This window comes from Thalassoroseus pseudoceratinae, from assembly GCF_011634775.1.
In the GTDB taxonomy this organism is placed as follows: Bacteria; Planctomycetota; Planctomycetia; order Planctomycetales; family Planctomycetaceae; genus Thalassoroseus; species Thalassoroseus pseudoceratinae.
The window spans coordinates 520,907-544,841 of record NZ_JAALXT010000002.1; the positions used below are offsets into that span (position 1 = coordinate 520,907).

The 23,935-nt window shown below is 54.6% G+C and carries 21 protein-coding genes; 14 read left to right on the plus strand and 7 right to left on the minus strand.

Features of this window, described 5'->3' with window-relative positions; translation table 11 throughout:
• The first annotated feature begins 496 nt into the window (after positions 1-496).
• Entirely contained in the window at positions 497-1,516 is a 1,020-nt protein-coding gene (locus G6R38_RS07645) for a glutamine synthetase beta-grasp domain-containing protein (RefSeq protein ID WP_166822348.1), read from the plus strand.
• A 136-nt stretch (positions 1,517-1,652) separates the two neighbouring features.
• Here the strand turns inward: G6R38_RS07645 and G6R38_RS07650 are convergent, their stop codons facing one another.
• From G6R38_RS07650 to G6R38_RS27985, 6 genes are all read right to left on the minus strand, one after another.
• The gene (locus G6R38_RS07650; protein ID WP_166822351.1) at positions 1,653-3,059 is read right to left on the minus strand and encodes a neutral/alkaline non-lysosomal ceramidase N-terminal domain-containing protein; all 1,407 of its coding nucleotides are present in this window, start codon (positions 3,057-3,059) and stop codon (positions 1,653-1,655) included.
• A 247-nt stretch (positions 3,060-3,306) separates the two neighbouring features.
• Positions 3,307-3,771: a hypothetical protein gene (locus G6R38_RS07655; protein WP_166822354.1), complete on the minus strand. Its 465-nt coding sequence runs from the start codon at positions 3,769-3,771 to the stop codon at positions 3,307-3,309.
• A 67-nt stretch (positions 3,772-3,838) separates the two neighbouring features.
• A complete protein-coding gene (locus G6R38_RS07660; protein ID WP_166822357.1) occupies positions 3,839-4,729 on the minus strand; it encodes a YybH family protein in 891 nt (296 codons plus the stop codon).
• Between the two features lie 578 nt (positions 4,730-5,307).
• Positions 5,308-8,367: an efflux RND transporter permease subunit gene (locus G6R38_RS07665; RefSeq protein WP_166824097.1), complete on the minus strand. Its 3,060-nt coding sequence runs from the start codon at positions 8,365-8,367 to the stop codon at positions 5,308-5,310.
• 50 nt (positions 8,368-8,417) lie between these two features.
• Entirely contained in the window at positions 8,418-9,545 is a 1,128-nt protein-coding gene (locus G6R38_RS07670) for an efflux RND transporter periplasmic adaptor subunit (RefSeq protein WP_240928112.1), read from the minus strand.
• Positions 9,478-11,313, minus strand: a complete 1,836-nt coding sequence (locus G6R38_RS27985; RefSeq protein WP_240928113.1) for a TolC family protein — start codon at positions 11,311-11,313, stop codon at positions 9,478-9,480. The genes G6R38_RS07670 and G6R38_RS27985 overlap by 68 nt, the downstream gene beginning before the upstream one ends.
• Positions 11,314-12,247: 934 nt before the next feature.
• Here G6R38_RS27985 and G6R38_RS07680 point away from each other — a divergent pair.
• From G6R38_RS07680 to G6R38_RS07740, 13 genes are all read left to right on the plus strand, one after another.
• The gene (locus G6R38_RS07680) at positions 12,248-14,206 is read left to right on the plus strand and encodes a recombinase family protein (RefSeq protein WP_166822363.1); all 1,959 of its coding nucleotides are present in this window, start codon (positions 12,248-12,250) and stop codon (positions 14,204-14,206) included.
• A gap of 1,173 nt (positions 14,207-15,379) precedes the next feature.
• Complete coding sequence (locus G6R38_RS07685) at positions 15,380-15,748, plus strand: DUF1257 domain-containing protein (RefSeq protein ID WP_166822366.1); 369 nt, start codon at positions 15,380-15,382, stop codon at positions 15,746-15,748.
• Positions 15,745-15,942, plus strand: a complete 198-nt coding sequence (locus tag G6R38_RS07690; RefSeq protein WP_166822369.1) for a DUF2997 domain-containing protein — start codon at positions 15,745-15,747, stop codon at positions 15,940-15,942. Before G6R38_RS07685 ends, G6R38_RS07690 begins: the two co-directional genes overlap by 4 nt.
• 48 nt (positions 15,943-15,990) lie before the next feature.
• A complete protein-coding gene (locus tag G6R38_RS07695) occupies positions 15,991-17,478 on the plus strand; it encodes an AAA family ATPase (RefSeq protein ID WP_166822372.1) in 1,488 nt (495 codons plus the stop codon).
• A 140-nt stretch (positions 17,479-17,618) separates the two neighbouring features.
• Positions 17,619-18,086: a hypothetical protein gene (locus G6R38_RS07700; protein ID WP_166822375.1), complete on the plus strand. Its 468-nt coding sequence runs from the start codon at positions 17,619-17,621 to the stop codon at positions 18,084-18,086.
• A 120-nt stretch (positions 18,087-18,206) separates the two neighbouring features.
• On the plus strand, positions 18,207-19,127 hold the full coding sequence (locus G6R38_RS07705; RefSeq protein ID WP_166822378.1) for a hypothetical protein: 921 nt from the start codon (positions 18,207-18,209) through the stop codon (positions 19,125-19,127).
• Positions 19,128-19,137: 10 nt separating this feature from the next.
• Positions 19,138-19,380, plus strand: a complete 243-nt coding sequence (locus tag G6R38_RS07710; RefSeq protein ID WP_166822381.1) for a hypothetical protein — start codon at positions 19,138-19,140, stop codon at positions 19,378-19,380.
• A 50-nt stretch (positions 19,381-19,430) separates the two neighbouring features.
• The gene (locus G6R38_RS07715) at positions 19,431-19,805 is read left to right on the plus strand and encodes a hypothetical protein (protein WP_166822384.1); all 375 of its coding nucleotides are present in this window, start codon (positions 19,431-19,433) and stop codon (positions 19,803-19,805) included.
• A 117-nt stretch (positions 19,806-19,922) separates the two neighbouring features.
• The gene (locus G6R38_RS07720; RefSeq protein ID WP_166822387.1) at positions 19,923-20,120 is read left to right on the plus strand and encodes a hypothetical protein; all 198 of its coding nucleotides are present in this window, start codon (positions 19,923-19,925) and stop codon (positions 20,118-20,120) included.
• A 62-nt stretch (positions 20,121-20,182) separates the two neighbouring features.
• Positions 20,183-20,413 (plus strand): molybdopterin converting factor, encoded by a 231-nt coding sequence (locus G6R38_RS07725; RefSeq protein ID WP_166822390.1) that lies wholly within the window; start codon positions 20,183-20,185, stop codon positions 20,411-20,413.
• Between the two features lie 86 nt (positions 20,414-20,499).
• Positions 20,500-21,489, plus strand: a complete 990-nt coding sequence (locus G6R38_RS07730) for a hypothetical protein (RefSeq protein WP_166822394.1) — start codon at positions 20,500-20,502, stop codon at positions 21,487-21,489.
• A complete protein-coding gene (locus tag G6R38_RS07735; protein WP_166822397.1) occupies positions 21,425-22,060 on the plus strand; it encodes a hypothetical protein in 636 nt (211 codons plus the stop codon). Before G6R38_RS07730 ends, G6R38_RS07735 begins: the two co-directional genes overlap by 65 nt.
• Positions 22,038-22,700, plus strand: coding sequence for a ThiF family adenylyltransferase (locus G6R38_RS07740; RefSeq protein ID WP_166822400.1), 663 nt, complete (start codon positions 22,038-22,040; stop codon positions 22,698-22,700). Before G6R38_RS07735 ends, G6R38_RS07740 begins: the two co-directional genes overlap by 23 nt.
• Before the next feature lie 472 nt (positions 22,701-23,172).
• Here G6R38_RS07740 and G6R38_RS07745 read toward each other — a convergent pair whose 3' ends face one another.
• Complete coding sequence (locus tag G6R38_RS07745) at positions 23,173-23,520, minus strand: transposase (protein WP_166822403.1); 348 nt, start codon at positions 23,518-23,520, stop codon at positions 23,173-23,175.
• Between the last annotated feature and the right edge of the window lie 415 nt (positions 23,521-23,935).

The window sequence follows — 23,935 nt, forward strand, 5'->3', positions numbered from 1 at the left end:
CGATGAATAAAAGCGGATCGGCCAAGGATTCCGGCATCCGTTCGCTTCGAGAACCGGGCTAGGCAATTCTGGGAAGTTCTACTGTCAATTTGATAAGCTTGCCCACAAAACCCGATCCGTAGAATTGCAATCGTGGGTTGCACTTCGCATCATAAAATCAGTGCGTCCACGCAAAGTTGGTTTGAACAATGCAACAGACGAGTCGAAGGAAATTGCCTAGTCTGTTCCCATCCTTGCTAACAGAGCGTGCATGACCCACGCCCCCAAACTCGTGATTTTGATTATGGCATGGATTTTGCGAGTAAAAGTGACCGCGAGCTCACAGCAATCGGTTAGCAAGGAAAACCCATATTGATTGGTTTTCAACATCCCTGCTGAATCTCGCAGCAGGCAGTGGTGCCCAAAAACCAGTCGTCAGTGCGTAAAATTATGGCAAGGCACAGTGTCGCCCGGCCAGTTTTTTGTCCTTCGATTCGACGAGAGGAAAATATCAGGAATGGCTACCAAATCGAAACTTGAGTACATCTGGCTGGACGGTTATCAACCAACCCAAAGCCTGCGAAGCAAAACCAAAATCGTCAAAGATTTCAGCGGCAAAGTCGAAGATGCACCAATGTGGTCTTTCGATGGCTCGTCGACTGAACAAGCTCCCGGTGGTTCGTCGGACTGTCTTTTGAAGCCAGTCGCCGTCTTCCCGGATCCTGGCCGCAAAGATGGTTGGTTGGTGATGACCGAGGTGTTGAACCCCGATCGGACACCACACCGGACCAACGGTCGTGCCACCATTGACGACGATGACGGTGACTTCTGGTTCGGGTTCGAGCAAGAGTACACGATCTGGGATCCGGATACCGATAAGCCGATCGGCTTCCCGAAAGTCGGTTACCCAGGCCCACAAGGCCCGTACTACTGCTCCGTCGGTGGTGGAAAGGCCGTTGGTCGGGACATTGTCGAAGAGCACCTCGATCTCTGTCTCGAAGCTGGCTTGAACGTCGAAGGCATCAACGCCGAAGTGATGATGGGCCAATGGGAATTCCAAGTCTTCGCCAAAGGTGCGAAACAAGCTGGCGACGAAGTTTGGGTCGCTCGGTACTTGTTGGAGCGAGTTGCCGAAGGTCATGGCTTGGCGATCAACTGGCACTGTAAGCCAGTCAAAGGTGACTGGAACGGTTCGGGGATGCACGCCAACTTCTCGAACACGACGCTCCGCGAATGTGGTGACAAAAGCACCTACGAAGCGATCTGTAAAGCGTTCGAGCCACGAATCAAAGAGCACATCGATGTCTACGGTGCTGACAACGACATGCGGTTGACCGGTCTGCACGAAACGCAAGCCATCGACAAGTTCAGCTACGGTGTCTCCGACCGTGGTGCATCGATCCGAATTCCGATCGGAACCGTCGAGAACGGCTGGAAAGGTTGGTTGGAAGATCGCCGTCCGGCATCGAACGCCGACCCATACATGGTCGCTTCCGCGATCATCGCCACCGTCAAAGGTGCAGCGGTTCCTGCTTAGTTTGCAGATACGAAAACGAGAACTCGTCTAGAGTTGTCCAACGATTTCAAAAAGAGCTTCGAGAGGGATCTCGAAGCTCTTTTTTTGTCGAAGTCACGCGGAACTGATGTGAAACTGGATTGTGAACGGAAACGATTCACTCCTGAGGTTGCGTTTTCTTCGGAGCGGATCGCACTTGTCGAACGAGTTCTTTGACTTTGGCAGTCACGCGGTCTTCCACCGATGCCGCAAATGGACCGGGGTAGGCCGAGTAAATCATTGCACGTCGCCCTTCATAACCGCCTTCTTCCAGAACACGACGACTGGGCAGGTAGCCGAAGACGTGGTTCGAATAGCCAGCAACCCATATCTTCGGCCCGTTCGTACTGTCGTCTTTGAGTTCCGACTTGAAGAGCAGGGAATAATCGACGACTGCCTCGCCCGGAAGTGCGACCAGCGTGATGTCATCCCCCAATTGGACGGCTTGGACCGGGAACGCGTACTCGGTTTGAATTCGCCCGTTCTCTTTCAGTTCGGCTAACAATCGCTCCCCGTGTCGTCGTTGATACTTGTTGCTCGATTGGGCTTCGCTCTCGATATCCTCTTGCGATGGCTTTTGAAAATCTAAGATCACGTCCCCCAACGCCACTCTCAATGGGCCGTCGACTTGCCGAGGTTGGCGGGCTTCCAAAGCCGTCTCGACGGCGTTCGCAAGAGCCCGGCCATGCTGCTGGGCGAGATCGAGTGTCCGCCGCGGATACGGGTTCTGATCCCCGCCGCAGCCCATCATGAACAGGCACGTTACTCCGGGATGGGCGGCTTCCAAATACTCCTGAGCATATCCCGCGTAGTCGCCGCAAAACTGGTAAAACGAGAGTGTCGTGTTGTGGCAAGCGTATCCAAACAAGACTGCCCGCAGTTTGTCGTCTTTACCAAGCACTTTGAGCACCGGGACTTCGTGATCCACCGGACCATCCGGGTAGGGGCTGTTGATCACACCGTTCGCGGTCGGCAGACGGCGATTCATCGCGAAACCGGCACGGCCGTGTGTGACTTCCAATTGAGCAGGTTCGAGTCGGTCCAGCGTTTGCCCGATGAGTTTAACTATCTTTTCGACAAGACCACGAGTGTATTCAATCGCCATGGCTTCGCGAGCTGCATCACCACCGTAATGCCGAATTTTGAAGACTCGCAGTTCGGGGCCGCAGTGTGTGTGCGACGCATTGAGCAAAATCGAATCGGGTGACAACTGAAATCGCTCACGACACTCCGCGACAATGTCCTCACGAAACTCTTTCGGCACGCCGATCAAATCCAGCGTGACAATCGCCAGCCGACTCTGGGAATTGTCCTCAAGCACCAAAACCTTCGCGAACAAATCCTGGGCTGTCCCCTCGGACGGTTTGTTCCGAGACGCATAGCCAGCCATCCACAGTGGCCGATCCGGCGTGATCACAACGGAGCCCGCCGCGGCTTTCCAGCTCAATGACGGTTCCGCCGCATCAACCGGCGTTGCAATCCATAAATGAGCCAGAGTCAGACATAGAATCAAAAGACGGGGCATGATCAAGAAATCCTTGGCAATCCAAAATTCGATGTTGAAGCACGGTCGCATCAAGATTTCATCATGCGAGTTTGACGCCGTTTGGTAAAGTGTCCAACGGTTTCGGAGCCTCAAAGAAGCATGACGTCAGGCAATTTCACGTGAGCAAACAATCGAAAAAGCCTCGCGTGTGAGGTCACGCGAGGCTTGGTCATGATGGAATTGATTGGCTGTTGTTCGCTTTGGTATTACCGACGACGTATGGACATTAGCGTCGAATTCTTACGCCTGATCGGCGAACACCGGCGGCACCAAATGGTCCTGACGCGACGGAACCAGAACGGTGAACGGCTCCCGCTCCGAAAGGACCGGCTCCGACGCGTGTCGAGGAACCACTCGTATAGGATCGCCCACCAGGACCAGTGACGCGGACTCCCTGAGCCGCACCGGCACGTGTTCCCAGCACACCAGAGCGTGAACCCGTGGCACGTCCATATTGAACGCTGGTTCCTCGCGGTCCTTGCACGGAGCCGCCGGAAACATGGCCGGATCGCACACCGCCTAACGGTCCGGCAGCCACACCACCGGCCGAACGTTGCGTGGCAACTCGACCGTACGGTCCGACCGCCGCTGCCGATCGTCGATAGCCTGCACGATACTGGGCCGGTAAATCGCAGGCTCCCCAATTCATGAGGCAAACTGCGGTCGCAGCGATGATAAAAACGTTTCGCATGTCGATGACCTCAAGAATCCTGTTGTCGACACAGGTGTTTTGTCGGAAAGAATATTGTTGTGCTCGGTTATTGTTCGGTTTGCACCCGGCTGATTTTGACGACGTCGGTATCGGGTTGCGGTTCGCCATCGAGTGTGCGTTCGGTGGATTGCCAAGTGAATGTGTCTTGATCGACTGGAGTGAGAATGTTTCTTGCGGTCACTTCGCCGCCATCCGCCGTCCATCCCGATACTTCAACGATCCACTTCTTTCCATCTCGGCTCCAATAGCCATCATTCACCCCACCGTCACCGGAAAACAGCCAAGACCTTGGAAGCCCTGTTACCGGATCAACGCCGATCATCTGGCTGCCGGTTTCCTCACCATCTTCCGACTTGGATGTATACTCCATTCGCATGAACGCTTTGGAGTGGTCCCAAGAGTATGTGGTTTCGACTTCGCTGCCGTTGCCTGTCGTGGACCAAGTTCCCAGCAACCATTCCAGGTCTTTGAGACCCGGCACATCCGCATGTTCTCTGAGCAAGGCGATCGACCAAACTCCATCTTCTTTGACATAGAGAGCACTGAATCCTGTGGCTCCCATCACTTTGTCGCCATTGGAAATGAGAAAGCGGCCGTCCTCAATGGCAGTACTTGCCGCCAACAATCGAACGCGGTTGCTTTCCACTGTGACGTTCAGTTTTGGTCGAGATTCAAAGTACTTCTGATAGGCTGCTGTGAGTTCCTTCTGCCCACGAATACTGACTGAATCACGAACGTATTCACCTTGGTCCGTCCAGAAGGCGGCCACCTTCTCGGCATCGCCCTCCTCCAAAGCCTTGGCGAACTCCTGCGTGCGTGCTTGGATGCTCGCATGAGCTTGCGAATCATCGGCGGCATGCACTCCACTGGCTGTGCAAACAAGTGCGAAGGTGAAAACGGCAGTCGATGCCGCGAAGCGTAGATATTGATACTGCACAATAGAACTCCGAAAGAAGCAGGGCAGAACTAGAATTAGCGACCGACGATTCATCGACTGTGATGACGACTCGTCAAACCGAAGACAGGGCATGTGCGGTTGCCGGGTGGACGAATTCCGTTCAACGATTTGAAGGTATTGAAGACCAGATGGCTGGGGAGTGTTCGTATTTGTCTTTTTGACAAATTTCGATCAAGTCGAACGCTCCCCATTTGGATTCGCGGTCGATTGTACGAGACTGATTCCATTCCGCAAGAAAATTACCAGCTTCATCAAAAAGTAACACGACAACCACACCAGGTATCGACTGAAGATCAAAATCGCCGAGCAAAAACGTCGACGCATTTGTTCTTCAGAAGACTCGAGATGGTTACATCGTGGAACCAGTTGGTAGGGCGGAAGTGTTGTCTTATCTATAGTCCCAGCCGGCGGGGAATCGTCTAATCGAAACGCAATGACTAGGGGGCGGCGTGCACAGGGAATGCCGCCAGGTGGGAAACCAAGGACTGCTTATCCTTAGACGACTTTGTCGACCGTATAACCGCCTGTGTAAACAGGGTTGCGATCGGAGAGTGGGGTCAAGGCTGGTTGTGCGAGGGTCTGAACCGCAGGTCTTCAAAGATGAGATAGAGACACGGAACGAGCACTAGGATAATGACAGTCGCGAACAAGATTCCACAGCCCAAGGAGATTGCCATTGGAATGATGTATTGTGCTTGAAACGACGTTTCGAAAATCAGCGGGATCAGACCGCCGAACGTTGTCGCGGTGGTCAACATGATTGGCCGAAAGCGGCGAAGACCAGCTTGCGAAATTGCGTCCATCGGCGACAGTTCGTCGCGGCGGCGGTTGGCATAGTCGACCATAATCAGCGAGTCGTTGACAACAACCCCGGACAACGCGATGACTCCCATGATACTGACAATCGAGATGTCGTACTCAAGTATAATGTGGCCGATCACAGCTCCGACGATCCCGAAGGGAATGGCCACGAGCACGATCAGCGGTTGTACATAGTCACGAAATGCGATCGCGAGTAACGCATAGATCACCACCACAGCGAGCCCGAAGTATCCCCATAGCGATTCGGTGGCTTCTCGCATCTCGGCATCGCTACCTTGGAAGGTCCAGGTGAGACCGGGATAGCTCTCGCGTAACTCTGGAAGTTCCTTCTGATTCAAAGCACTGATCATTTGGGAAATCGCCCGTTTCGGCTCGACATCCATCGACACATTGATCACTCGTCGACCGTTCCGCCGGTTAATCGATGTGAAGGCTTCATCAATTTCGACATCAGCGACTTCGAGCAGCGGGACCTCTAGACCATTCGGCGTGCGAATCACGAGGTCTTCCAGGTGATGGATATCCTGTCGTTGTTCCTCGGGGAGTTTGACGCGGACTTCGATTTCGTTTGTTCCGCGTAAGAGACGCAGAGCGAGTGAACCAAAGAACGCACCGCGTAACTGGTCGCCGAGTTCGTCGTCGGTGAGTCCTAACGCTCGTCCCTCCGGACGCAAATGGAAATCGTACTGCGATTTCCCCTTGTTGTAGTTATCACTGACGTCGCGAGTGTAAGTAAAACTTTCAGCACGTTTCAGGAGATCCTGCGAGGCCTTCTCCAGCACGGCAATGTCGCTGTGGCTGAGATCAATGCTGATATCAGGGCGGTGACCACCGGGCCCGCTCTCGGCTTCGAAAGTCACCTGATACACGCCGGGCAGGTCACCGATCTGGTCTCGCCAAAGTTCGATCACCTCGTTCGCGGTGATGTCGCGTTCATCGGGCGGCTTCATCACAATTTCGACGTCGATGAAATTCCCGCGTCGCACGTTCGTCTTCACGCCCTGGGCCACTTCGTGCAGGTTGTGCTCGTCGAACATCCGCAAGGTAGCCTCGGTCACCACGGCGGCGATCTCGGCTGCTTGTGCGGGTGTGGTTCCGACCGGCATACGGACGCCCGCTTCAATTTCGTCGGCGGACACTTCGGGCATTAGGATCATGCCCATGTGTGTGCTCGTTGCGTACCCTCCGACGATCAGAAACAGGGCGAGAGCCACTCCAGTCGTGATGTATCGCCAATGCAGGCAGAATCGCAGAATCGGCTGGTAGACGACTTCAATGAGCCGGCTGAACCCTCGACTGAATGCTTGCTGACCACGATGCAATCGGCTGCCGAGGCTGTTTGGCTTTCGACCGGCGTCTCGTGCGTGAGCCAAGTGGGCCGGGAGAATGAACAGCGATTCCAGAAGTGATAGCGATAACACCACGATCACCACCACTGGCAACGGTCCCCAGAATTTTCCGGTCTCGCCGGGGATGAACAACAACGGCACGAAGGCAACGATGTTGGTCAGAATACTGAAGACGACCGGGCCGGAGACTTCGCGTGTGCCTTCGATGGCGGCGGTGAGGTAATCCCCTTCTTCCTGCCGTTTCTCGTAGACGTTTTCACCGACGACAACGGCATCGTCGACAACAATACCCAGAACGACTAGGAAGCCGAACAGGGAAATCATGTTAACGCTGACCCCGGTTAGGGGGAGAAATAGCAATCCGCCAATGAAGGAAACGGCCATGCCGACCATCACCCAGAACGCCAGACGTACCTCGAGAAACAGCGATAAAATCAGCAGTACGATGATCACTGCGAGCAGTGCGTTTTCTTTCACCAGGTTGAGTCGGCGATTGAACTCGTCAGCGTTGTTGCTGTCGATTCTCCATGTGACACCGGGAGGCAGGCCGGTTTCGAATTCTTTGAGAGTCTGTTCGACGGCTTCAGCCACATCGATCGGTGATTGCGAACCAACGCGAAAGATATTGAGTTCGACCGCAGGTGTCTGATCAAATTGCGGATGAAAACCGCCTTCCTCGAATCCATCACGGATCGTGGCGATGTCGCCTAACAACACAGCCGAACCATCGGAGCCCGACACTAATTCCAACTCGGCGAATTCATCCGCTCGCTGTCGCCGGCCTTTCACACGGAGCAACACCTCGCCGGCGGTGGTCTGCACCGCACCGGCTGCGACATCTTGACTAGAAGCCCGAATTGTCTGAGCAATGTCCGGCAATGTCAGCCCGTACTCACGTAGCCGTTCGCGAGGGATCTCGACGTGCGTGACATATTCTGGCGGGTCATCAAGATCGACCTGCGTGATATTTTCATGGGCCAGCAACTGATCGCGGAGTTGCTCGGCCAACTGACGCAGCGTCCAAGCGTCGGCCGGACCGTACAGATTAATCTGCATGACTTCCTGCTGCTCGGACTGCAGGCTAACAATGGGCTGCTCGATGTCATCAGGAAACGTCTGAATCCGGCTCACCGCCTGATCGATGTCCTGAAACGCAAGCATTCGATCGCGACCAGCGACGAGCTCAATCAGCATCGAGCCGCGGCCCTCTCGTGCTTCGCTGGTGATTTCGCGAATCCCCTCAATGCCACGCACCGATTCTTCAATGGGACGCAGGATGCCCTGTTCGACTTCCGTCGGGGCGGCACCCGGGTAACCAACGTCGATTTCGACGATGTCGAGTTGAAACTGCGGAAAGACTTCCTTCTGAATGACATAAGCCGACCAGACGCCGCCACCAAATAGAATCACCATCAGCAGATTGGCTGCAATGGAGTTCCGGGCCATCCACGCGATGGGGCCGTTGCCGTATCGGTTGTCGTCAAGTCCGTGGTGGTTCAATCCGCCGCCTCCGTGCTCGCGTCGTCACTCTGGGGGACGGATTCGTTGACCTTTCGCAAGCCAATACCGTTTGCGACGGTAGCAAGCGTGGTGATCACGACTTCTTCGCCGCTTTCCAAACCGTCGCGAATGTAGGCATCGTTTGCGTCACGAAAGACGATGTCAGCCTCGCGGATTTCCAGTTTTCCGTCTTTCATCACCCAGACGGTGTCGCGTTCGTGGACATAGTCGCGACTAAGACGCACCACGTTTTCGATCGGACGACCCTCAATATGAGCTTCCAAAAGAGTGTCGAGGATCAACGGCGGGCCATCGGTATTTCGGGCGAGCGGGTCTTCGACTGTCATCAACACTCGCGCCAAACGCGTCTCTTGATCTAGGGAACCGATCATCCGAGAGACTGTCGCGTAACGCCTTGCACCTGGAAACCATGTGTTGGGACTTTGCAAAGTCACTGCGGAACCTTGTCCATCAGCCTCGGCAAACTGCACCCAACGTAAGCTACGAATCGGCACTGTTGCGATGACCCAATACTCTTCGATCCCCACGAGTCGAGCGAGATCATCTCCCGGTGCGACTTGCGAACCGACGTTGACCGAACGGCTGAGAATCTGGGCATCAAACGGAGCCGTGATCGATGTCCGGGCGATGTCCAACTCTGCCCGTGCAACCAATGCCCGAGCGGCGTCGACCTCTGCGCGGATCGATTTGATCTGTGGCTCCCGCAACACCAACGAGCGATTTGTTTCCTGAATCGTATCGCCGAGTAGGTCCAGCTCTTTTTTGGCGAGCGTCTGTCGACCCTGTTCGATTTCCAGGGATGCTTCGGCTTGCTGAAGTTCGCTTTGGCGTTCGGAAAGCACGCTGGTAAAGTCGGCCGGATCAATCCGTAGCAACAGGTCGCCTTTTCGCACCATTCCGCCCGGTGCAAAATTCGGCGAGAGTTCGAGCACCTGCCCGCGTACCCGTGGACTCAAAACAATTTCTTGAGCCGGCTCAACGGAGCCCAACGCAACCAACTGGGGCGTGTAAGTGCCCCGCTGAACTTTGATCGTTTCAACGAGCGCCGCTGACTTCCGCGTCGCTTCGATCTGTTGTGCGGTCGGTTGGGTCCGATTGATCACCACGATCGCCGCTGCCGCCCCGCCGAGAATTCCGAGGCAACCGATGATCGAGATCAGGATCCGTATCCAAGGACGCGTTGTTCGCTGTTTCGGCTGGTTGTTCATCGAGGACGGTCTGCGGAGGGCACTCACTGAAGCGAAGTTGAGGATTGGGGTCGAAACCGCCAGCTAACGCCAAGTAGAGTGAAATTCGGGTCAGGATTAAATCTAGTTTGGCAGACACTAGGTCCCGCTGCAACCGTTGTTCTGTTGTTGTGGCCGTCAAAACGTCGAGGTATTCGGTCTCGCCAATTTCCTCGCCGAAGCCAAAGTATCGATCTCGCAACTCTTTCGAGGCCTGCTTTGCCAAGTCGTATTGTTTTTCCAAACTCTCAATCCGCTGGGTCTGATAGTATTCCAGAGCCAAGGCGTTTTCGACCTCTTGGAATGCGACTAACACAGTTTGGCCATACTCGGCCACGAGTTCTCTCACGACGGCATCCGTGCGGTCAATCTCCGCTCGACGCTGACCCCCGTCAAAAATCGGAGCAAAGAGCTGACCGCCAATGATGAAGATCCAATCCTGAAACAAATTCGTCGAACGAGTCGCGAGGGTCGTTAGGGAACCGCCCAAATCCAGCCGTGGGTATCGATCAGTGATCGCTGACGCTAAGTCACGATCGGCGGCTAACATCGCCAGATAGTCGCGACGGACATCAGGCCGCCGATGAATGAGTTCCGATGGCAACCCTGTCAATGGCAGCGGTTGAAGGTTGGGCAAGGTACTTCCTACATCGTAGGTTGCATCCTGAGGTGGTCGCCCCTGTAAAACGGCCAATTGGTGTTCCAGCACATCGACACGCGAACGGGCAATCACCATCTGCTCGCGTGTTGACTCCACCAACTGCTGCTGCCGCAAGACATCGGCACTGCCAACACGATCATCACCGCCGCGGAACCGAGTCTCCTGCAACTTGAGACCAAGGGCGTTGGTTTCAAGTTGTTCCTCTAACAACTCTAGTTGGGCGTACGCTTCGATCAGTGAGAACCAAGCCCGCGCGATCTCGGCTGACAACGTCAACGCGATGGCCTGATAATCTTCCGCCGTCGCCGAGGCTCGCAACCGTTCGGCGTCCACACGGGACTCGATTTGGCCCCAAAGATCGACTTGATAGGAAGCATCCAAACCTAGGGTGAATAGTCCGTCATCGGTATCGAAACTGCTAAATCCCTGTTCGGCAGTGCTGACACCGTTGAGATCGGGGAACAGGTCCGAAGCTTCACGCCGAGTCACCGCTTCCGCCTGCCGCAAGCGTTGGAATGCGGAAACAAGTGTAAGGTTTTCGTTGAGAGAATAGTCGATTTGCCGATCCAAATCCTCATTGCCAAACGACGTCCACCAGCGGTCGGGCGTGGCCACCTCGCCAGTGGAAGAGAAGTACGGTGCTTCGATGAGCAGCGGTTCCGTGACCTCATCGTCTCCACATCCCAAACGGTTCATGAGTCGCTTGATCAAACCCGGAGGCGGTGGCGGGACCGGTACGACAACTTGCTCCGATGCGACGACCGAGTACTCATCATCATTGTCCTGAGAATAGGGAGGATAGGATAACAGCGAGTCCGTCAATTCCGTGTCACGGACTTCCTCAGGCGGCGGAGCGATGAAGTCCGGCAACCCAGGCGGCTTACGAAAGGAAGCCTGACGGACATCTGACTGTTGTGACAGATCTCCCCATCGCGGCATATCATCCCCGGCTGCCCCGGCAGGTAAAACTTGAGACTTTCTCACGGGAGACGGTTCGAAAGTTAAACTTTCTTTCCACCCCTCTGTCCTCTCGTCGGTTCCCAGATAGCCACGATCAAAAGCGCAACCTGCTAACTGCAAGAACACCAGCGCAATAGAGATGGTCGGAATCCGAGAGTTGTGCGACATGCGGTGATCGTCAGCCTTATTTCTCAAGTTGTCGATGCATCGTCAGAATCGTCATAACCAGCAGAGTCGGTTGATCGAAAACGGATTTCATTGGAAGTGAAACCTGGAATTCGGTCGCTATGCTCATCCGAAGAGCAAACGGAGAGACGGTTTGCACAATAACAGAGCATCAATCGACGAGTTGACAACCGTTTGAATGCAAAAACATATCCATGCGGAATTCCCCGTCGTCGGAGGTCGACGTATTCCACATCAATCGGCCATACTCCCTTGAGTGGCGTTCACAACGAGCCCAAGAATTCTCACCGCAGATTTACAGGGACCGCGCAACTCGCGGAGTTTTCAGGGATTGCAGATTTCGACGACTCGCATCTCCCAACGACATCGCAAACGCATTGAACCATCACAAGTGTTCAAATCGCCCCCCAACAGTGAAGAAGCCAACACCCGAACCGCACCACTCCACCCCTGCCGCCGAATTTCCCTTCAAATCGTTCCACCAAACCACGGAACAAGAAAACGGCCACGAAAAAACGCTCCACGGTTTCCCGTGAAGCGTTTTTCGTAAAGCCCTAGAATTCAACAACTAAAGCGGAGAGAGCGGGATTCTAATTTACGGTTGCCGTAAGCTGCTGGCAAATCACGCTTTGTGAGCGTAAATGCTTGTCGGTTCATCATTTAGGTTCCATGTTCTTCGTTCAGCTTTGATCATGGTTTCTCAGGATTGATCAAATGGAATGACACAGTGTGTCATTCCAACTCCGTGCCTCCTTGGTCAAGGAGGTGCAAGATGCACTATACAATTATTCCAGTATTGGGTGGCAGTGACGACGGCCGAATACTCCATGTGGCGGCTGTCTGTCGGATCAGCACCGAGAATCAAGATGAACGCAGTCTTGACGATCAAGAAGCGTTGTTGAGAACCGTTGTCGAACAGAACTTTGATGGCAAGGTCGAATGGACGGTGCTTCGCAGCCAAGGGAGCGGTGAGTCGTTGGAACGACAGGAGTTGTACGAGCTCGAAGAATTGATTGAACAGCGTCAAGTCGAACTTGTCATCGCCGAAGATTTGGCGCGATTGTGCCGTCGCCGAAGGGCGTACGACTTTTGTGAACTCTGCGAAGATCACAATGTCCGACTGATTACGATCAATGATCGGATCGACACCGGTCGCGAGGGCTGGCAAGATTCGGCGTTCATTTCGACCTGGCATCACGAGCGTTCGAATCGTGATACTTCCGGTCGAATCGTCCGCAGTCTTCGCAATCGCTTCCAGCAGGGCGGCGTGTTTCAGATCCCGATTTACGGCTACATCAAGCCACCACATTCCAGTCGAGATGCAGATATCCAAAAGGATCCAGAAGCCGAGGTGATCTACGAACAGTGGTTTCAGAAACTCGAAGACGGCAGCAGTTTCTCGGAAATCGCTGATTGGTTGAATGGACAGCAGATCCCGGTCGGACCTGGTTCAAAGACGGATCGATGGACATGTTCAATGGTTGGTCGAGTGACTCGGAATCCCATTCTCAAAGGGCTTCGAGTCCGAAATGCTCGGATGTCCAAACGCATCAACAAAACAGGCCGACGCAAGGCTGTGAAGGCTCCTCCAGAGCATCGGTTGGAACGACAATGCCCCCACTTGGCTTTCATCGAAGCCGAGCGGTACGACCGTGTGATTCGCATGCTCGCGAAGCGAAACGCAAAATACCGACGTCATGATGAGAACGGAAACGACAAACGCCGGGATGTTCCCAGGAAGCGAACCCGGTTTCCCGGCCAAATGATTGCCTGCGGGATCTGCGGATATCAATACGTGTTTGGCGGCCATGGGCAGACCGATCATTTGATGTGCGATGGGGCTCGCGACTATCGCTGTTGGAACGGCGTCTCGGTGGACGGTCCGCTCGCCACCCATAAGATTCTGAATGCAGTCTTCGAAGCGATCGACAGACTGCCAGATTTCGACGACGTCTTTTGTCGAACGATCAACGAAGAAGCCGTGCGGATTGATGAAGCGACAACTCGTGAGAAACACGACTGTGAGCAGAACCTCAAGCGAATCCAACGCGAACTTGATCGAGTGATCGAATTTATTCGAACCACGGAATCGTCGAGTCATCGGCTTTGCGAAGAGCTATCGCGGCTGGAGTCGGAATCCAACCGCTTCCGTGATGAACTCTCCCGGTTACAAAGCAGGCCGTCCTCGACAATCGAAGTCCCACCTGTTGACCAACTCAAGGTAATGATGGGCGCACTCGTAGCTGACGTAGCCGAGAACAGTTATGAGCTACAAAAGATAATGAGACGCTTGATTCCCCGCATCGTGGTGTTTCCCTATCGCCTCTGCGACGGTGGACGAGTTGTGCTCCGGGCGTCGTTTCGGCTTCGATTGTCACAACTGATCCCAGATGAACGGACACGCAATACTTTGGATCGACCGTTGGAACGTTTGCTGACAGTCGACCTATTCGATTTGCCGCAACGGGAAAAGTATCGCCCGGAGGTTGTTCAGAAACGAATACCTGACCGTAATGGACGGCGGCAATTGTTCCGGGAAATCGGCTTGGACTTGAAGATCACCGGGACCGCAGCTCAACGGGCGGCTGAACTACAGAAAAAGATGGATGAGCTCGGGCTCGAAGACCCCTACCTTCCTGTTTGCGAACCGCCGGCCGACTGCAAAAAGCTCTGTCGGCATCGACACCCACGCTATTCCTTTGCACCTCTCGCAACTGCCGGAGAGATCTAACATCACAACGTTTTGAGTCCAATTGCGCCCCGTGTCGTTGTTAGACGCGGGGCTTTTTGTTGCGCGGTAGGATATGTTCAGACAAACTATGAGAAAGATCCCATGACTGAAGACCGAAGCGAATCCTATATTCGAGAGGCCGTACTAGAGTTAATTCGGATGCTTGCACGATCTGTTGTCAGTCGTCTCCGTCACAAGACATCAAGAAGCTTTGCACAGCGAGATTCAGAAGAAGCACCGTCGACGACTTCCAGTTCGTTTCATTCGGAGTGATGAAGAATAGCTCTGTCATGAGCAGCGAATTTAGAGCAAGGGAGAAAATTAAATCGAGCAAAGACTTTTCAACATGAATTAAAACCTGAGTTGCACTTCAAAACGGATGCGTGGGCGAAGCTTCTTTATCTCCGTGACCGGGGAAAAATGAAAACCAGTGGTTTCGGGGTTTCTTCCATCGAGGATCCGATGCTGGTCCGAGGAATTGTCTTGGTTCAACAACAGTGCACCGCGATCGAAACACGAGTCGATGAAAACAAATAGCCGAATACCTATTCCAGCAGATATGCATTAGGTACTAACTCGGCCCAGTACCGCGAATGTAGCTGCATACGCATCCCGGCAACTCTTCAATATTTAGTCAGATGGATGAGGAACTCTTCAACCGAATGATGGGATCGCATGACTAGGCGGTACTTTTCTTGATCGCGAGAAATGGCACGGTGTGGTGTCGACTGAGCTACTGCTCTCTGGTTCCGAATTTCCGTTGCGTTGCAAACGCGAGTCGACTTTGAGTTGTCTTCCGGAGGGACAGATCACGCCGCATGGCAAACCGAGTTTGATCATTCAGCTCACGCCATCGATGGATTTTGGGACCTTCCGAGTGACGGCGACGCGGAATCATAAGCGAAATGACAACACGGTTCGCTTTTCGCACCGATGCATCTGTGTTGAATCAAAGAAGTCTTCTTCAGGCTGAATGTCTATATCGCCAAGTCTTCTAAATTCAGCCCGAAAATGCGTCATGTAAGGTGATGATCTGCAGTTAGCTTTTGGGCTTCATGTTTTTGCAGTTTCAGCCCCATTCGGCTCAGTTCCACCGGTACGGTCGGGGCGTTTCTTGTGGTGGTTCGTCGAGCGTCGATGGGCCAATTCCCCAGGTTTTTTGGAGGAGGAGTCATGTCACACGTCGTGGTGATTCAGACGGAAATTCGGAATGTCAAAGCGTTGGGATTGGCGTGCCAGCGGTTGGGGTTGCCTCTTCCGGTGTACGGCGAGGCTCAGTTATTTAGCGGTCGGCAGACCGGGTGGCAGGTACGGCTGCCGGAGTGGCGTTATCCGGTCGTGGCCGATGTTGCCAGTGGTCAGTTGGCCTTCGATCACTTTGGTGGCCGGTGGGGCGATCCGCAGCAGCTTGATCGGTTTTTGCAAAGCTATGCTGCTGAGATCACGAAGCTCGAGGCTCGCAAACTCGGGTACTCGGTAACCGAGCAGCCACTCGAAGATGGTTCGATCAAATTGACCGTCGAGGTCGGAGGTGCAGTATGACGAGTCGAATTATCGAAATTACTGTCTCGCCTAATGGTCAGACCACCGTGGAAACCCAAGGCTTCGTTGGTCCTGTATGCCGCGATGCGAGTCGATTCCTGGAACGGGCACTCGGCAAGCCAACCAACGAGACACTCAAAGCCGAATTTCATCAGCAGGCTTCATCGGAAAATCAAATCCATCAGGGCGAATAATCCTCCTTCGCCATCTCACACCCAACAATTTCAACGAGGAAACCGTCTATGTCGTTAACCGAACGACTCGGGGAGTACGTCCGCGCGTGCTTCACGGGAATTTGGATTGAAAGCCATGAACATCAAGATGCAATCACCGAGATCGCCCAACTGTGTCGTGAGGAGAACTGGCAAGTTGCGTCGTGGGACGTTGAACGAGGGCTCGATGTACCGGGTGCGGAACTTGAGACTCAAGGGAGTGACCCGCTAGCGGCTATTCGTGCTGTGAATTCGTTAGTTACTCCCAACGGCACTGCGTTACTAGTGCTGCAGAACTTCCATCGGTTTTTGCAATCTGCCGAGATAGTTCAAGCGGTCGCCCGGCAGGTGGTCGCCGGCAAACAGAATCGCACGATTTTGGTCGTGCTCTCACCAGTCGTCCAGTTGCCAATCGAACTGGATAAACTGTTTGTGGTGGTTCAACACGAACTACCAACTCGTGAACAGTTAGCCGAGATCGCTCGCGGCATTGCGACCGAAGACTCCGAACTGCCCGAAGGAGTCCAACTGGAGACAGTACTTGATGCCGCTGCTGGGCTCACGCGGTTGGAAGCGGAAAACGCGTTTAGTTTGTCACTCGTCCGGCACAACGCAGTGCGGGCTGATGTGTTGTGGGAGCTGAAATCACAGACGCTTCAGCAGAGCGGTTTGCTCGATCTGCATCGCGGCCAGGAATCCTTCGAGGGACTTGGCGGTCTGGAGAATCTCAAGGCGTTTTGTTTGCGAGCCATGCGGAGACAAACTGCTAGCCATCCCAATTGTCGACCACGCGGTGTCCTCTTGCTCTCACCTCCCGGCTGTGGGAAATCAGCGTTTGCGAAGAGTCTGGGCCAGGAGACCGGACGACCAACACTCACGCTGGAGATTGGTAGTTTACTCGGAAGTTTAGTCGGGCAGTCCGAGTCGAATTTGCGACAGGCCCTGCAGATTGTCGAAGCGATGTCGCCCTGCATTTTGTTTTGCGACGAACTTGAGAAAGGACTCTCGGGAGTGGCCTCCAGCGGACAAACCGATTCGGGTGTGACCGCTCGATTGTTTGGCCGACTGCTGTCATGGCTCAACGACCGCACGTGCGATGTGTTCTTTGTCGGTACGTGTAACGACATCAGCAAACTACCACCGGAACTGACGAGGGCCGAACGGTTTGACGGCGTATTCTACATCGACCTACCGAGCCAGTCGCAACGCCAAGCGATCTGGGAGATTTACCTGGAGCAGTTCGACATCAACCGCGATCAACCTAAACCCGACGATCATGATTGGACTGGGGCGGAGATTCGTAGCTGTTGCCGCTTGGCGACGCTGTTGGATGTGCCGCTCGTCGAAGCGGCTAAGAACATCGTGCCGATCGCAGTCACGGCGGCTGAGTCGGTGGGCAAACTCCGGCAGTGGGCGAGCGGTCGCTGTCTGAATGCCGAGACCGCTGGCATCTACCGCCAGCAAACGTCCACAAGCAAACGACGCCGACGGGTGACCACCGATCCGTCGAGCAATTGACACCGGCAACCGCGGAACTCCCGTCGTGGCACTAGCTCTTCCAACGGATCGCAGTCCGCGATTCCGGTGTCGCGCTCTCCGCTCGGCTGCAGACCCAAGCCGATCATCATTCATTCATCACCTATTTCGAAAGAGGCTTTATGTCCGAAGCTCCGAAGACCTATTGGTATCACAACGGTTGGCACGTGCTAGCGATGGTGATCACCGTGATCATCGTCACCAACTGGCTGTACCAGTCTTGGCAGCAGGGTCAAAAACCGCTGGCAGTCACGGAAGTTTATGGCGGACTGCAAGACTTAGATTCCGAGCAGCCGGTGCTACATCTCACGCTTTATCACTGCTTTCCCGGTGTTCTCCGTAACGGTCGGGTGACGGTGAGTACGCCAAATCGACTCCTGGTTGTCAAGTCCGATCACATCCAATCCCATGCCTTCGAAGAGTGGCAACCCAACGACGAGCACTCGCTCACCTTCGTCCTGCAACTGGCCAACTTCCACGAGCAAAATCGCATCCCGTTGACCATCCGAGTGGAAGCCGAGAACGCACGCGTCTTTCAAATCCAAGCCGTATGGCAAGGGGACGGTTGGGCCTCCAATCGCAACCGGTAATCTCACTTTCTTTCAGTTCCGCGTTACTGACTTGCCGCTGGCTTCCATCAGGAAGGTCGCGGCTGTTTTTGTTTCTCATGCTAGGAGTTTTTCCAATGACTACTACAGTGATCGAACCTGATGCCCCCCTCGCAATCAGCACCCGCGGAGCGACTGCGAACGCAGATGGCGGCCGCCCGATTGAGCTTTTCCTGGATGGGCGTTCGCAAATCGTTGACTGCCACGCAGAAGAACCAAGCCGCCGACTCCTTCGGAGCCGAAGGCAAGTTTTTGTCTGCCGGCAAGAAGTTATTGGATACATCCCATCCCGCCTACAAAGTGGTGACCGCAATCCGCAGCCAAACGGTCGCCTATTGGAAAGGCGTGTCCCTGCCATTTCCCGAACCGGGTGTGCGACTGATTCGGCAGACGGCCATCACGGAGTTCGATCAGCGAATGGCCGAGTTCCGCGCCGAACTTGATGACGCTGTCACAGAGTTGGATCAGCACTATGACGAGCTGCGGTCGCTGGCCCGCGAGCGACTCGGTGAGTTGTTCGATCCCAGTGACTATCCGACTTCACTGATCGGACTGTTCACGATCGAGCACGATTATCCGAGTATTGAACCGCCCGACTATTTAAGGCAACTCAGTCCGGACCTCTACGAGCAAGAATGTCGCCGGGTGCAGTCACGTTTCGACGAAGCGGTTCAGTTAGCCGAACAGGCCTTCACGGATGAGTTGACCAAACTCGTCGAGCACCTCACTGAACGGCTCAGCGGTCAGACCGATGGCAGACCCAAAGTCTTTCGCGACTCGGCCGTCACGAACATGACCGAGTTCTTCGAACGGTTTCGCACGCTCAATATCCGCTCCAACGATCAACTCGATGAGCTTGTTGATCGCGCCCAGCAAATCCTCGGCGGTGTCGAACCGCAACAGATTCGAGACAACGAATCCCTGCGGCGACAGATCGCATCCCAACTCGCCGGTGTCCAGTCTTCGCTCGATGGAATGTTGGTCGACCGGCCCCGTCGCAACATCCAACGTCGTCCTAAATAGAGGAACCGCGATGCAAATTATTGTCCAGAACGATGGCTCGCTGCGGTGTCTCTATTCCGAGGAACTCGATCTCCGCTGTCTTGGTCAATTGACGATCACTCGTGGCAGCCATGTCGAACCCACGTCCGATGGCCAGTGGACCGCCGATCTCTCGCCCGTGAATGGTCCAACCCTAGGACCATTCACGGCCCGTAGTCAAGCCCTCGATGCCGAACGTGAATGGCTCGAACAGCATTGGCTGACATCAGACTGACACACTTTCCAATCGCTTGGCAAACACTAATTCCGAAAGGATCACCGCTGATGTTCCGTATCTTGAAAACGATCGCACACCGACTGAAGACGTTGTTTGTGGTTGATTCCGCACTCGATCGCAAAGCGGAGTTCCTGGCCCGGCACGCCGAACGCAAAGCCAGGTTGATGCGGCGAGCCCTCGAATACGACGAACAGGGCTTCCCTGAGATCGCCGAGGAATTGCGTTGCCAGACAGCCAAGTTCTCAATCGAACTGAAACTGGGCCGAATGAGTTCGGCGATCGGTAGCTTTGCTCCGAGTGCTAGAAAACAGTCGAGCTCGGAAGCACAGCCATTGAACGGTCAAACCCCGCCGCGGTCTGCAAACGGTACAAATTCCAAGAAGAAGTTGGGCCGGACAAATCACGCGACCGCAGCTCGATAGTCCAACCATCATTTTCACACATTGCCCCAAACGGGGCGGTTGCGTCTTTCCACGCGATCGCCTCGCAGTTGGGGCGATCGCTTTTTCTCTCACGTGTTGCTGACAGAAAGAGCCACGATGACCCAAAACGATTTAAACCGATCCGTCGCCCGATCCACCGGCGAGAGTGTCCGCGAAATCTCGCACCGCGGGTTTGTGCCACTCGACGACCTTGACTGTCAAAACGAGGAACCGCTGATCGATTGGGACACAGTCGATGCCGAACATTCGCTGCAATGGTTCCCCATTCGGAAACGTCCCGCTTTCGGTGTCTGACAACGTCGAGATTTCCGTCGCAACTTGTTCTCTTCCGTAACAAATTATTAGGAACGCCACTCATGAAAATTTTTCTGATCAACAACGACGGCGCGGGCTTCGCGGATACTCAAGAACTCTCCGAAGGAACCACGATTCAAGCTTTGTTTGAGAAAACCGTGCCGCACGGTCGACCTGAGGATTATTTAATCCGGCTTAATCGCGGACCGGTCGCAGCAGACTATGTGCTGCAAGACGGTGACCGTGTTTCGATTACTCCGACGAAAATCGAGGGGGCAACAATTCGTTGCTAGTTCCCTGATCGATTTCGCCGCTGAGTCTCTCGGCTTGGCGGCGGAATCAGTAGTTAAGAACGATACACTAAACGAGGAGTCGAACTTTGAAAACGTTAGTCAATCTCCATCAAAAACTCACCCCACGACTCGCCGAACGACTTCACTCTTGTCTGAATTCAGCCAGGGCACCAGCTCCGAGGGTTTGGCCAGTCGCAGTCATCGAGCGCATCGAGAGGTTACTCCGCCTTGAAACGAAAGCCTACCGCCGCGGTTGGATCTCAGCTGCGGCGGTTGTTCGTAGCCAGCTCCAATCCGCGTTGACTGATCTCCAAGAGCGACTCGCACAACTGCGAAGCCAAGTTGACTTGCAGCCGCCTTCGACTAGCTCACTTCGCGATTTGATCGCTGACATCAACGCGTTGCAATGTGAGTTCGAGCAAGTGGAAGTCAATCTATCGACGTCGACACTCGCCGTGACTACCAGTCCAGTTGTGCACGAAGATGTGTTTCTCGGTCCGTTCAGAATCGCACTCAGTTTTGCAGCCGGGCAATCATCGACGAGCTATACAGTGACGGCACTCGAACCCCATCCGGCGGCGTCCGACGATGCGATCACGCATCCGCACATTCAGGATGGTCACCTTTGCGAGGGTGAAGGCCGCCTACCACTACGACGGGCTCTCGAAGACGGTCGTGTATTCGATGTTTTTCAGATCATTCAGCAGATCTTGACGACCTACAACTCCGGGAGTGCCTACGTTTCGCTTGACGATTGGCATGGAGTCCCTTGCGTGACCTGCGGCATGTCGACCAGCGATGACGAGCGCACGTCCTGTCAGCTAACCGGCGAGCCGCTGTGCTGGGAGTGTGCGGTCAGTTGCTCGGACTGCGAGCGAACGCTCGCTCCCGATCGCACGGAATGCTGCTCGGAATGTGACGACCAATTCTGTTCTGCCTGCCTCGATCAAGGAATTTGCCATGCCTGCCAAGACGAAATCGAGACCGAAGCGGAACCGGTCTCATCCGATCGTGCCGACGCTCCGGTTCACACCCTATGCTTGGAGCAAACTGCTTTATCTGCGGGACCGGGGTGAAACCGAAGTCGGCGGCTTTGCCATCAGTAACGCTGATGATCTGTTCTGCATCGAAGACATCCGGCTCGTTCGTCAGATGACCACCGTTGCCAGTGTCGAATTCGACGATGACGCGGTCGCCGACTTTTACGACGAACAGGTTGATCAAGGCCGAACACTCGAGCAGTTCAGCCGCGTTTGGCTTCACACGCACCCTGGTCAAAGTGCCGAGCCCAGCGGCACGGACGAGCAAACCTTCGAGAGGGTTTTCGACCACGTTGCCTGGTCGGTGATGATGATTCTAGCTCGCGGCGGTGAAAGCTACGCCCGCTTGCGGTTTGGCAGCGGTCCGATGGCTGAACTCGAAGTCCCGATCGACATCGCGTGGGAGTTCCCATTCCCGGAAAGCGATCACGCTGCCTGGAATGATGAGTACGACCGTTGTGTCCAGCCCGTGAGCCAAAACGAGTGGTCGAACCTCAAAGATCTCGCCGGCGTTCCCTTGGACGAGGAATTCGTTTTACCGACCGATCCTCGATTTCTCGATTGTGAAAGGAGCCATCTCTTTAATGACGAGTTCGAACCCTTCTGACCGTTTTGGACGACAAACCGACTTGGTGCCTCGTGATGCACTTCAGCGTCATCGGGTGAGCGTGATTGGTGTTGGTGCCGTCGGCCGGCAAGTGGCTTTGCAGTTAGCAGCCATGGGGGTGAATCGACTTCAAATCTTTGACTTCGATATCGTCGAACCGACGAACATCACCTCTCAAGGCTACACTCAAAACGATTTCGGGCAGCTCAAGGTCGAAGCGACGAAGAAAGCGATCCAATTGCTTGATCCGGACATTGAAGTCCTGACTGTACCGCACCGGTTTCGCCCGCAGGCTCCGGTTGCAGACGTGGTGTTTTGCTGCGTGGATTCGATCACTGCCCGCACGGCCATCTGGCGGATGCTCAAAAGTCGTTGCCGGTTCTGGTGTGACGGCCGAATGCTAGCCGAAACGGTGAGGGTGTTAACCGCCGCCGACCACAGCGAGCGGACATATTACAGCTCGACGCTGTTCTCGGCACGACAAGCCAACATCGGTCGCTGTACGGCACGCAGCACAATCTATACAGCCAACATCTGTGCTGGTCTGATGCTGCAACAGTACACCCGCTTCCTGCGAGGACAGACGATCGACCGTGACTTGTCACTCAACCTCGCCGCCAGCGAACTGGTGAGCTTGTGAATTTTCACTCCAATTCTGACGCCATCGGGAGACCGTTTTGCGCGCTATCGATCCTCAAGCGACGATCCACTACCTGGCTTGGTTCGGTTTCGTCTGCCTGATAACTAGCCGATTCATCGGACTGCTTGGAGCGGCGATCATCTGGCTACTCACCGCAGTGACCCTGTGGGGAATCGGCTCTTCCAAACCGCCGCATCCACGACCCCGTACCAAGCAATCGAAACATTGCCGCCGCTGACATCGATTGTGGAATTCGCTACGTCTCTCAGGCCCGACCCCGAGGGGTCGGGCCTGGGTGTTTCTCTTTAGCTATCGTAGATTGCGACTCCTCCCAACAGAACCAAACAGGATCAGCTGAAAGCCAACTACTCCCATATTCTGGCTTTGTGTTCTCGGCGAATACCGATCGACGGAACTGTTTGAGCCAAGCGATTGCTCGCTCGACCTGCCAACGACGCTGGCCCAGACCCTTCTAAACATCTTGACCTCGCTGAGGGATGATCCCCGTGATTCCGTACCAATTCAGCAGCCTGAGAAGGTCCGCCGATGTGTAGCCGCAGTCGGCTCGGACAACCGTTGGCAACTCGCGAGGTCGACCCCGCAAGCCACCCACACGAGGGAATTGCAGCAAGACGAACGGCAGAATGAACCGCACGTCGTGTTCGTTCGCAGCGGAGATGATCACGGCGATCGGAGTTCCCTCCGCGTCAGTCATCACGTTCAGTTGACTGCCCGAGCGGCCTCGATCCGTGGGATTGGGCCATGTTTCCCGAGCATCGGTCGCGCAGAACCTGAATCTCTTTGGCCTGGCTCCCGACATTCAGGAAGCAAACATGTTTCTGCCGCGGGTGAAATGGCCCAGGGATCCCGTGCATCAGTGGGAGTTGCGGCCGATCGTGGCGAAGGTCGATTGGGGGGGCAACTAGGATGTGGAATAGGATTCGGTGAATTGATTCGTTGCCACAACTACGGAGGTTTTTTCCACCGACAGCAGTTCGGCAAAATGAAGAAATGCCGAAGTTTGTCAAACCGCTGCACACAACGGATCCCACAAACTGCAGGAGGTATGGTCACCGAAGCGAGTTAGCCTGACTCCTCAAAAGTAGGAGCCGGATCCACAAGGAGATGTTTCGGGGCGCAATCGGAAACCAAAAGAACTCTTGCGATCGAACCCATGAAAGAACCGTAAACAATCAACCGTCTGACAACGCGATTTTCATACGTCCTTCATCGAG

Bases quoted from the DNA above. Each gene is read 5' to 3' on its own strand.
- G6R38_RS07645 (WP_166822348.1), top strand. From the start codon at position 497: ATGGCTACCAAATCGAAACTTGAGTACATCTGGCTGGACGGTTATCAA.
- G6R38_RS07650 (WP_166822351.1), bottom strand. From the start codon at position 3,059: ATGCCCCGTCTTTTGATTCTATGTCTGACTCTGGCTCATTTATGGATT.
- G6R38_RS07655 (WP_166822354.1), bottom strand. From the start codon at position 3,771: ATGCGAAACGTTTTTATCATCGCTGCGACCGCAGTTTGCCTCATGAAT.
- G6R38_RS07665 (WP_166824097.1), bottom strand. From the start codon at position 8,367: ATGGCCCGGAACTCCATTGCAGCCAATCTGCTGATGGTGATTCTATTT.
- G6R38_RS07680 (WP_166822363.1), top strand. From the start codon at position 12,248: ATGCACTATACAATTATTCCAGTATTGGGTGGCAGTGACGACGGCCGA.
- G6R38_RS07685 (WP_166822366.1), top strand. From the start codon at position 15,380: ATGTCACACGTCGTGGTGATTCAGACGGAAATTCGGAATGTCAAAGCG.
- G6R38_RS07690 (WP_166822369.1), top strand. From the start codon at position 15,745: ATGACGAGTCGAATTATCGAAATTACTGTCTCGCCTAATGGTCAGACC.
- G6R38_RS07695 (WP_166822372.1), top strand. From the start codon at position 15,991: ATGTCGTTAACCGAACGACTCGGGGAGTACGTCCGCGCGTGCTTCACG.
- G6R38_RS07700 (WP_166822375.1), top strand. From the start codon at position 17,619: ATGTCCGAAGCTCCGAAGACCTATTGGTATCACAACGGTTGGCACGTG.
- G6R38_RS07705 (WP_166822378.1), top strand. From the start codon at position 18,207: ATGCCCCCCTCGCAATCAGCACCCGCGGAGCGACTGCGAACGCAGATG.
- G6R38_RS07710 (WP_166822381.1), top strand. From the start codon at position 19,138: ATGCAAATTATTGTCCAGAACGATGGCTCGCTGCGGTGTCTCTATTCC.
- G6R38_RS07715 (WP_166822384.1), top strand. From the start codon at position 19,431: ATGTTCCGTATCTTGAAAACGATCGCACACCGACTGAAGACGTTGTTT.
- G6R38_RS07720 (WP_166822387.1), top strand. From the start codon at position 19,923: ATGACCCAAAACGATTTAAACCGATCCGTCGCCCGATCCACCGGCGAG.
- G6R38_RS07725 (WP_166822390.1), top strand. From the start codon at position 20,183: ATGAAAATTTTTCTGATCAACAACGACGGCGCGGGCTTCGCGGATACT.
- G6R38_RS07740 (WP_166822400.1), top strand. From the start codon at position 22,038: ATGACGAGTTCGAACCCTTCTGACCGTTTTGGACGACAAACCGACTTG.
- G6R38_RS07745 (WP_166822403.1), bottom strand. From the start codon at position 23,520: ATGTCGGGAGCCAGGCCAAAGAGATTCAGGTTCTGCGCGACCGATGCT.